At 67.8% G+C, this 8,826-nt stretch carries 11 protein-coding genes; 8 read left to right on the top strand and 3 right to left on the bottom strand.

Features of this window, described 5'->3' with window-relative positions:
- Positions 1-928 precede the first annotated feature (928 nt).
- Positions 929-2,719, top strand: a complete 1,791-nt coding sequence (locus tag AB0B91_RS63685; protein ID WP_358342715.1) for a tannase/feruloyl esterase family alpha/beta hydrolase — start codon at positions 929-931, stop codon at positions 2,717-2,719.
- Positions 2,720-2,736: 17 nt separating this feature from the next.
- Here AB0B91_RS63685 and AB0B91_RS63680 read toward each other — a convergent pair whose 3' ends face one another.
- A complete protein-coding gene (locus AB0B91_RS63680; RefSeq protein WP_358342713.1) occupies positions 2,737-3,027 on the bottom strand; it encodes a hypothetical protein in 291 nt (96 codons plus the stop codon).
- 224 nt (positions 3,028-3,251) lie between these two features.
- A complete protein-coding gene (locus AB0B91_RS63675) occupies positions 3,252-3,653 on the bottom strand; it encodes a hypothetical protein (protein WP_358342711.1) in 402 nt (133 codons plus the stop codon).
- A gap of 49 nt (positions 3,654-3,702) precedes the next feature.
- Here AB0B91_RS63675 and AB0B91_RS63670 point away from each other — a divergent pair, with 49 nt between their 5' ends.
- Positions 3,703-3,867, top strand: a complete 165-nt coding sequence (locus AB0B91_RS63670) for a hypothetical protein (RefSeq protein ID WP_358342709.1) — start codon at positions 3,703-3,705, stop codon at positions 3,865-3,867.
- A gap of 18 nt (positions 3,868-3,885) precedes the next feature.
- Here the strand turns inward: AB0B91_RS63670 and AB0B91_RS63665 are convergent, their stop codons facing one another.
- Positions 3,886-4,194, bottom strand: a complete 309-nt coding sequence (locus tag AB0B91_RS63665; RefSeq protein WP_358342707.1) for a hypothetical protein — start codon at positions 4,192-4,194, stop codon at positions 3,886-3,888.
- Between the two features lie 254 nt (positions 4,195-4,448).
- Here AB0B91_RS63665 and AB0B91_RS63660 point away from each other — a divergent pair, with 254 nt between their 5' ends.
- The 6 genes from AB0B91_RS63660 (at position 4,449) to AB0B91_RS63635 (ending at position 8,789) form a co-directional block, all read left to right on the top strand.
- Positions 4,449-4,625: a hypothetical protein gene (locus tag AB0B91_RS63660; protein ID WP_358342705.1), complete on the top strand. Its 177-nt coding sequence runs from the start codon at positions 4,449-4,451 to the stop codon at positions 4,623-4,625.
- A gap of 14 nt (positions 4,626-4,639) precedes the next feature.
- Positions 4,640-4,864 carry a Tn3 family transposase gene (locus tag AB0B91_RS63655; protein ID WP_358342703.1) on the top strand — a complete coding sequence of 75 codons (225 nt, stop codon included), beginning with the start codon at positions 4,640-4,642 and terminating at the stop codon, positions 4,862-4,864.
- 194 nt (positions 4,865-5,058) lie between these two features.
- A complete protein-coding gene (locus tag AB0B91_RS63650) occupies positions 5,059-5,490 on the top strand; it encodes a hypothetical protein (protein WP_358342701.1) in 432 nt (143 codons plus the stop codon).
- 23 nt (positions 5,491-5,513) lie between these two features.
- Positions 5,514-5,717: a helix-turn-helix transcriptional regulator gene (locus AB0B91_RS63645; RefSeq protein WP_308127435.1), complete on the top strand. Its 204-nt coding sequence runs from the start codon at positions 5,514-5,516 to the stop codon at positions 5,715-5,717.
- Positions 5,714-6,667: an NAD(P)-dependent alcohol dehydrogenase gene (locus AB0B91_RS63640; protein ID WP_358342699.1), complete on the top strand. Its 954-nt coding sequence runs from the start codon at positions 5,714-5,716 to the stop codon at positions 6,665-6,667. Before AB0B91_RS63645 ends, AB0B91_RS63640 begins: the two co-directional genes overlap by 4 nt.
- A 1,531-nt stretch (positions 6,668-8,198) precedes the next feature.
- Positions 8,199-8,789 (top strand): hypothetical protein, encoded by a 591-nt coding sequence (locus AB0B91_RS63635; RefSeq protein WP_358342697.1) that lies wholly within the window; start codon positions 8,199-8,201, stop codon positions 8,787-8,789.
- The last annotated feature ends 37 nt before the right edge of the window (positions 8,790-8,826 follow it).

Genomic DNA, 8,826 nt, shown 5'->3' with positions numbered 1-8,826 from the left:
CGAACAAACAAGTCACGAACGACCCGGCCCCTTCGCTCCAGCCCCATTACAGGACCTTCACCACTACTACGAGCCGGTCCGCCGGCGCGCCCGGCGACGGGTACTCTGACGATGCCTCCAAGGTTCCCCGAGGTCACAGCTCTCCCCTGTCACCCGCCGAAGCGAGCAGTGTCCGAACACACCTTCTCCTGTTCCACTCGAACGCCGCAGACCGGACTCGCGCCACCTCCATGCCGGACACCGCCTGGCCCATAAGCGGACACCCGCCAGGCTCATCCCGGAGTCGTATTCACTCCCCGGTTTCGATGTCATCTGTTCCGATTTCGACACGTCATCAGTGGTTTACTCGCGTTCGCCTTTCCGGTCCCTACCTGACGCCTTTCCAGCGCCTTTTCCTCATCGCTCACCACGACTGTCTTCAGCAAACGCGGCATGAGGTGGTTTGGAGTCTCCCTCCGCAGGGCGACCCCGAAGGGCCACAACCTTCATCGTCCGAGCAGCATCGCTTCAGATCATTCGCCTACATCGAACTCTCCTTCACGTTCAGGACACACGAATACGGCAGAAACGGGCCGCATCGGAGCTGACGGACCGATTTCTTCATCGGATGTAACCGCAATGTCGTGTCCGGCGGCGCGGCAAGGGACCGGCTTACCTACTAGCAGCACGCCAGGCATGACGTGCGGCTCCAGCCGGACGCGGCCCCTTTCTGCCGTATTTAAGGCCCGCCGCTCCCGATCGTGTCCCCAGCCGCCAGGTAGCGGGATCACGATTGCGGTTCGTGATCGTTTCCGAGCGGTGGCTGTGGCTGGCTCGGTTATCTCTTTGGCATGATCAACCGCGTGCGGATAATGCGGGTCGACCGACCTCGACCTGGAGCGGGCCCAAAAGCCTTTACGCCGATCCCCGCCTTCCGTCATGATCAAGCATGGCGATGACGCAAGAACTGCTCGCTTGTGTACGGGGCCGGATGCCGGGCCGCGCCGCCCGCACCGCCGGAGTCCGGGCGCTACCGGTTGTGCTCGCTGTCCTCGCCGTCCTCGTGACGGCCGGCGGTGGCCAGGCCGCGTCCCGTACGGCCGTGGCCGGGGTGCCCGCCGAGGCGCGCGATTCGTCCTCCGGCCCTCCCGTGGTGCTGCCGAGGATCGACTGCGCGGCCCTCGCCGGGCAGGACCTGTCGGGGACGCCCGGCGCTCCGGCGGTCATCGGGTCCGCGACCGCGACGATCTCGCCGGTCGGCTGGGCAGCCTGCGAAGTCAAGGGAACCGCGGCGCCGCAGATCCAGTTCGACGTGCTCCTCCCCACCACGACGTGGCGGCAGCGGTATCTGCAGACCGGGTGCGGGGCGTTCTGCGGGAGCGTCGACATCTACGCCGACGCGACGGACGGGTGCGTGCCGCTGACCCGCGGCGACTTCGTCATAGCCACCGGCAACGGGGGACACGTCGGCGTCTCCGGCTTCGACGGCACGTTCGGTGCCGATCCGCAACTCCGGGTCGACTTCGGCTACCGGTCCGACCACGTCGTCGCGCTCGTCGCCAAGCGGCTCATCGCGCTCTACTACGGACAAGGCCCGCGCTACTCCTACTTCGACGGCTGCTCGCAGGGCGGCCACGAGGGGATGACCGAGGCGCAGCGCTACCCGCGCGACTTCGACGGCATCATCGCCGGCGCCCCGGCGTCGTTGTTCACCTCGCTCATCGTGTGGTCCACGGGCTGGCACGCCACGGCCAACACCGACGCGCAGGGTCGGCCCATCATGACCGCTGCCAAGCTTCCCGCGCTGCACGCCGCTGTCATGCGCGAGTGCGACGCACGGGACGGCCTGGCCGACGGCCAGATCGACGACCCGCGTGCCTGCGCGTTCGATCCGCGGAGCCTGCGCTGCGCGACAGGAACCGACAGCGCGGACTGCCTCACCGACGCGCAGATCGATGCCGTACGCAAGCTGTACGACGGGCCACGCGACGAGCGGGGCCGGCGGATGTACCCGGGGGGCGAGCCCGTGGGCTCGGAAGCGAACTGGGCCCGCTGGGTCACCCCGACCGCCACCGGCGTCCCGGCCGTGGCCGAGGGCAACGCGACGAGCGCGCTGAAGTACCTCGCCTACCCGTCTGCCCGGCCGTCAGCGACACTGCATGACCTGCACTACGACTCGGCGACGTTCCGCGATATCTACCGGCAGGCCGGCGTCTACGACGCGAGCAACCCCGACCTGACGGCCTTCCGCGCCGCAGGCGGGAAGCTCCTCCTCTGGCACGGCTGGGCAGACCAGGCAATCTCGCCCTACGGGACGATCGCCTACTACCACGCCCTCACCGAGCGCATGGGCGGGACGGACGCCACGCAGCAGTTCGCCCGCCTGTTCATGCTGCCGGGCGTCGCCCACTGCGGTGACGGTCAGGGACCGGACGCGATCGACGCGCTCACCCCCACCCTCGCCTGGGTCGAGAACGGAATCGCACCCGACCGGCTCGTCGCCACGAAGCGTCAGGACGACACCGTCGTACGGACCCGGCCGGTCTACCCCTATCCGACCGTCGCACGCTACGACGGGAGCGGCAGCATCGACGACGCGGCGAACTTCGCACCGACACCGCCGCCCACGCGCTACGAGGACGACATCCCCTGGCTCGGGTCGTTCCGCTCCGGCTACGAGCAGACCTGCGGCTGGCACGACGGCCGCTGGTCCTGCACCCTGGCGCAACGGCCGAGCTAGCTGGGCGGCTTGGCGCCCTACTCCAGAACCGCGGCCAGGACCACTTGGTCCGTCACCGCCCCGCTCGCGCTCCACCGTGCCGCATTACAGCAAAGCAGCGCCCTCACGACCGAGGCGCCAGACTGGCGGCGGTTGCGCAGGTCGAGCTCGTCGACGTCGAGGGCCAGCACCTCTTCCGCCCGGGCCGCGCTCTCGTGCAACAGAACAGGGTGCGGGTCGCGCAGCGGCAGGTTCTGCCGGGCGAGCAGCCGCGTGCCGGACCGCACGCTTGGCCCCGAGCTGACTGGAGCGAGCCATGGCCCGCCCACGACGATCGGCCTAGCTCAGACCCAGCACGATGAAGATCACGCCCAGCGCGTCGCGTCATCCATGATCAGCGGCGATAGCCCGGAGAACACCACGCTTACGAGCTCGTCTGCACCATTCGTGACTCAATGTGATGCAGTGAGACGTACCGTCACCACCGAAGCTACGACAGAGCCAACAGAAATGGGGGCGGCGGCAGGGAAGTCCACTGCCGCCCGCCCTTGCTTCAGAAGCGCTTCGTGTAGCGGGTGCCCCGGTAGTAGATCTTCACGCCGTCGGGCTCGGAGGCACTGTGCCCGAAGGAGTACTTGCCAATGTTACGAGAGCTAGTCTTACCGGGGGCGACCGCCACATAGTCGAAGTCGGACTGCCGGTCGCGCACAATCGAGTACTTGGTCCTGCTGGCGCAGTTGTTGGTCACCCGGACCTGCCACTTGGGATCGGACCAACCGTTGTTGTTCAGCTTGGTGCGGGTGGCTTTCACACAGGAGGGCCAGGCGGCGGCCGCGCGCTGGGCACTCGAACTCGCGACCGGGGTCAGGCCTGCGGCCGAGCCGGTAGCGGCCTGCGCGGTCAGTGGGGCGGCGAAGAAAGTGGCGCCCGCAACCAGGAGAGCAAGGACTCGCATCGGGTTCCTTCCGGAGTAGTGAGTTTCGCCGGGATGCGGCATATGCATCGTGGATACATCTCGTCGAATCGGTTCGCCCTGGGGGTCGTCCGGCCGGCGCAGGGCCACCGGCGACGGCCTGGGACTCGGCCTGTCGATCGTCGCCACCACCGTCCAGGTCCATCACGGCGCCCCGACCGCCCACGCCCCCTTGGAGGCGGCCGTGACGACGTGAGCGCTGCTTTTGAGGAGATCAGTTCCTGATCGGCGCCCTCGGACGAACAGGAAACGCATCCCCGGAGCGGTCGGTGTTGCGGGCCTTGAAGGTGCATTCACCCACGAACCTGACCGTCTTGCCAGGCTTGACGTTCATCCAGCTCTTCTGCTGCGAACCATTACCGATCAGGTTCTTGCACCAGCACGCCAAACGCGCCTGACCGGTCTTGTTGCCGTGGACATTTCTCTTTCCTCCGTCATCGATATCCGCGCGCCCCCGAATGGGAAAGGCGTCCGTGGCGCGGGCCCCGGTCGTATGCTGGCACGCGGCTTTCCGCTCGGCCAAGGGATCTTTGTCCAGAGGTCGTCCAAAGTGGCGCTCGCCCCATTGGACAAATGAAACCGCAGGTCAGAGCGCATCCACTTGGACATCGAGGAAACACCGCGCGCTTGTCCGGAACAGCATCTGGCCCTCGGCGTCTGTCCGCGGGCAACAACGACAACCACTTCTGGTCGCTCGCTGCCGTCTAGAGTCGCCCACCGCGAGGGGCGGGCACATGCGCCCAGCGCTCGCGGCAGCTCGCGCAGGCGGCAGCCCGGATGCCCGCAGATGTGCGCCGCGATGATTCGCCGCCGCTGCTGCCGAACAGTCCTTTCCGGCCTGATTGGGAGGTGTTCCTCAGGACATTGGAGCGGCTGCCGCTGGTTAGTCAGCCGTGGTTACGTGAGATCTACGATCGTGTGAAAGACCGCCGGTACAACGGCTCGTTCTTGTAGCCACTACGCGCGGCGTGCGCATCCTGCAGGCCGCGCTCGCATACATCAACACCCTGATGCTGCAGGACGTCCTGGCCGACCCCCAATGGGCCGAGCTGCTCAAGCCCACCGACCGCCGCGGACTGACCCCGCTGTTCTGGCAGCACGTCCAGCCCTACGGCGAGGTTCGACTGGATGTGGCCAAGCGTCTGCCACCGGGCGGCGGCGAGGGTGCCGCCCAGCGGCGCGAACCGGAGTAGCCCAGATTCTGCGGGCTCTTCCGATGAGGGCGGGCCGGTGCGACCTGCGCCGTCCAGCCGACTGTGGACGTTTTGTAGCAACACCGCGCCTGGCGCCATGGCATCGCCAACCATGCGTGTAAATAAACTTTGACATGGTGTCCGGGGCGCTTTACATTGGTTGATGTCAGCTTTGTTTTACGCGAGGAGCGGGCATGGCCTTCGAGGAAAAGCGCGCCTGGCTGATGATCTTGGTCTCCGTCGGCGCCTACACGATCTACGTGGCGACCGTCCTGAGCCGGGCCGGCGACGGCCCGCTCACCGACGTCGCCTACGCGGGAACTCTGCTGTGGACCATCGGTGGCGCCATCGTCGCCGCGATCGTGGCCAACATCGCGATGGCCATCGCGGGCGGCCACGGCAGCGACCGCACTGACGAGCGCGACCGTGAGATCAACCAGGTCAGTGAGCGCATCGGGCAGTCGATCGTCATCGTCGGCGCGCTCGCTGCACTGGTCATGGCCATCGCCGAGCTGCGCCACTTCTGGATCGCCAACGCCGTCTACCTGGCGTTCGTGCTGTCCTCGGTGCTCAGCTCGTTTGCCAAGATCATGGCGTACCGCAAGGGCGGCTTCCAGACGTGGTGAAGCCGACGCAGGTCACCAACACGATCCGGGCCCTGCGGTTCGCGCACGACGAGATGACCCAGGCCGAGCTGGCCGACCGGGTCGGCGTCACCCGCCAGACCATCATCGCGATCGAACAGGGTCGCTACTCCCCCTCGCTGGAGATGGCGTTCCGCATCGCCCGGGTGTTCCGGTCCGGACTCGACGACGTCTTCCAGTACCCCGACACCGAAGGAGACCCCTCATGAGGGCGATCGTCCAGGACGAGTACGGCTCGCCGCACGTGCTGAGCCTCGATGAGGTCCCGATCCCGACGCCCGGCGCCGACGATGTGCTGATCCGGGTGCACGCGGCCGGCATCGACTACGGCGTGTGGCACGTCATGACCGGGCTGCCGCTCATCGGCCGCCTCGGCTTCGGCCTGCGCCGGCCCCGCAACCGCGTGCCGGGCATGGACGTGGCCGGCGTCGTGGAGTCCGTCGGCGCCAACGTGACCGCGTTTCGCCCCGGCGACGAGGTGTACGGCGCGGCGACCGGCGCGTACGCGCAGTTCGCGCTCGCCCGCCCGGGCAAGCTCGCCCGCAAGCCCGCCAACCTGAGCTTCACCGAAGCGGCGGCCGTACCCGCGTCAGGGGTGACCGCGTTACGGGCCGTCGGCCAGGTCGCCGCTGGCGAGAAGGTGCTGGTCATCGGTGCCGGCGGCGGAGTGGGCAGCTTTGCGACGCAACTCGCGGTGGCCGGCGGTGCCCACGTCACCGCCGTGTGCAGCAAAGCCAAGGCCGACCTCGTCCGGTCGCTGGGCGCCCAGGCCGTCATCGACTACACGCGCGAGCCACTCACCGGGACGTACGATCTGATCATCGACATCGCGGGCATCCGGCCGCTGGCCCTGCTGCGCGGGCTGCTCACCGAGCGCGGCCGACTCGTCATCGTCGGCGGCGAGGGCGGCGGTCGGTGGTTCGGCGGGCTCAGCCGGCTGCTGGTCGCCCGGCTGATCACCCCGTTCACGCGCCAGCGCCTGGACTCGCTGATCGCGCTGACCCGCACCGCCGACCTGGACGCGCTGCGCGACCTCATCGAGGCCGGGGCCGTTCGACCGGCCGTCGGGCGCACGTACTCCCTGGCGGAGGCCTCCACCGCGGTGGGTGACCTGGCGGCGGGCAACGCGCTCGGAAAGCTCGTCATCACGGTTGATTGACCCTGGGGCGCCGGGATCAATATCCTGCGGCGAGTCTTGGCAAAGAGGTGCATCCGATGACGGTCGACAGCGCCCCGAGATGACGTCCGATAGTTGGACGCGAGGGCGCCGAGAACGCACTGGTTGGTACATATCCGACTGGGCCAACAGCGCCTTCTCGACGACCGTCATCTCCGTGTTCCTGGGGCCGTATCCCTCGCCTCCGCCCGCCGCTTCCGCCATCTGCTGGCCGACCGCTCGAAGAGGCCATCCCCACCCGGACCATCTGGCGCAACCCCCCACCGGCCTTCGTCCTTCACGCCCGCAGCCTTGCTGTCGTCGACATACTTGGCTAGCGATCCGCAGCGAGCGCCCCGCTAGATGTAGCCTGCGGCGGCCGGTGTCAGGCGAGGCGGTTAGCAGGGCGCCCAGGTAGCCGACGGAGGTCTCCAGCGACTGGCCGGCCCTGCCCTGGTCGGCCCTGCCCTCGTTGGCCAGCAGCACCAGCGCGTACAGCCGCCAGGGTTCGGCGAGATGCGCCGGCCCGCCTCGCAGGAGGCTGACAGCAGATCCAGCGTCCAGGCCGGCACCCTGACGTAGGAGTCGCCGGTGCCACGAGGCAGGCGCAGCGCAGCGTGTCGGACCGCGCTTGGCCCCCAGCGGACTGGAGCGAGCCAGCCATGGCCCGCCGACGACGTCGGCCAGCAACTCGCGGCGGGCGCCGTCCAAGGTCTTCTCACTCACGCCCAGCGCATCGGCCACCCAGCATCGCCGCGCACGCGCCGGAGCCCGGCCACCGCCCAGACCGCGGTATCAACGCCTCGTACATCGCCCACGCGGCCACCGCCAGAGCGCCGTGCAGCGGCGAACGCAGCAAGCCCGATGGCACCTGGACATACCCTCCGCGGGCCGACACTGTCCTGCCAGGAGGCGGGGCCTCATCTTGGGCGCCCGGATCCGCGTCCGCGGCCTCGTGAGCCGCCATCGCGGCACTCATGCCAGATCCCGCCGCAGACCGTGGAGGGCCCCTGGCCGCATGCCTGGGACACAGGGTCTCCCCCGCCGATGTCCGGGCCTGGTGGTGTGTCCCCATTCCCGCTCCGCCGCAGTGATGGGGCGAGATGATCTTTGCCCGCGTCCTGCCCGCCGAGCCCGACATCCGGCGTCACACCGTGTCGCGGGATGGCAAAGCCGCGCATCGCAGCGATCACGCAAAAAGCCAGGTCAGATGATGTCTGACCTGGCTGGCGAAGAGTGCCCCCTGTAGGATTCGAACCTACGCACCCGGCTCCGGAGAGGATTGCAGAAATACTCAGCCTTGCCGGGTTGACCTGCAAAAACATCCTGACAGCCCGCAGTCGGAACCTCTCCGGTCCACGATGGGTCCACGGACAGGGCTGTACCCCTCTCCAGAGAAGAGCCATAAGGAGACCCTGACGAGCAGATGCTGTCAGCAGGCTTCGCCAGAATAGGGATGGTGAACGTTCCCATAGCCGGTCCTGGCTCACCGGCATCATTACCTCAGGTCCATCCCGTCGATGATCGAACTGATATGGGACTCCACGTCTACCGTGTCACGAAGTACGACCCGGCCGACCGCGATGAATCCGGCTGCTACGTCGGTCTCGAGGAGGTATACAGCGACCATGGCCCGGTGGAAGCGGCCTACCTGGCGTCTGTGGCGGCTTTCGCCGATGAAACCGGCATCACCCACCTCACCATCCGGGATCCCGGGGTGACCGGCTTCGTCAACTTCGGCGTGGAGCCTCCGATCGACGGTCACGGCCTGGCTGAGCTGTTCCCGCCTGACTTGACGGGTTACCACGATGGGGCGCGGGTGCCGATGGCTGTGGCCCTGAAGTTGGTCCGGGCGATGCTGCGCGACAATGGCGCCTGGTGTCGCTTGGAGGTCGAGGACCGCTTCTTCGTCCACGTCGGCGACGACCAGTATGTCTATGTCGGCAGCGTGCTACCGTGCCCGCACGCTGTGGCCCTCACCCACCAACGAGGACTCTTCGCCGAACCGATCGACCAGTCACCGTACGACCCGCAACTCGATGAGGACCCCGCGCGGCGACGCCCCGCTGGTTTCAAGGGTGAGAGCTGGCCCCATCTACGGGTGAGTGTTGGCCCCACTGCGTGATCGGTTGATTGCGTTCTGGTGAGTTTTGGCCCCACCC

The organism is Nonomuraea sp. NPDC049141 (genome assembly GCF_040648415.1).
Classification (GTDB): domain Bacteria; phylum Actinomycetota; class Actinomycetes; order Streptosporangiales; family Streptosporangiaceae; genus Nonomuraea.
Note: the sequence above shows the minus strand (reverse complement) of the source record. Positions and strands in the feature narration are given on the sequence as shown.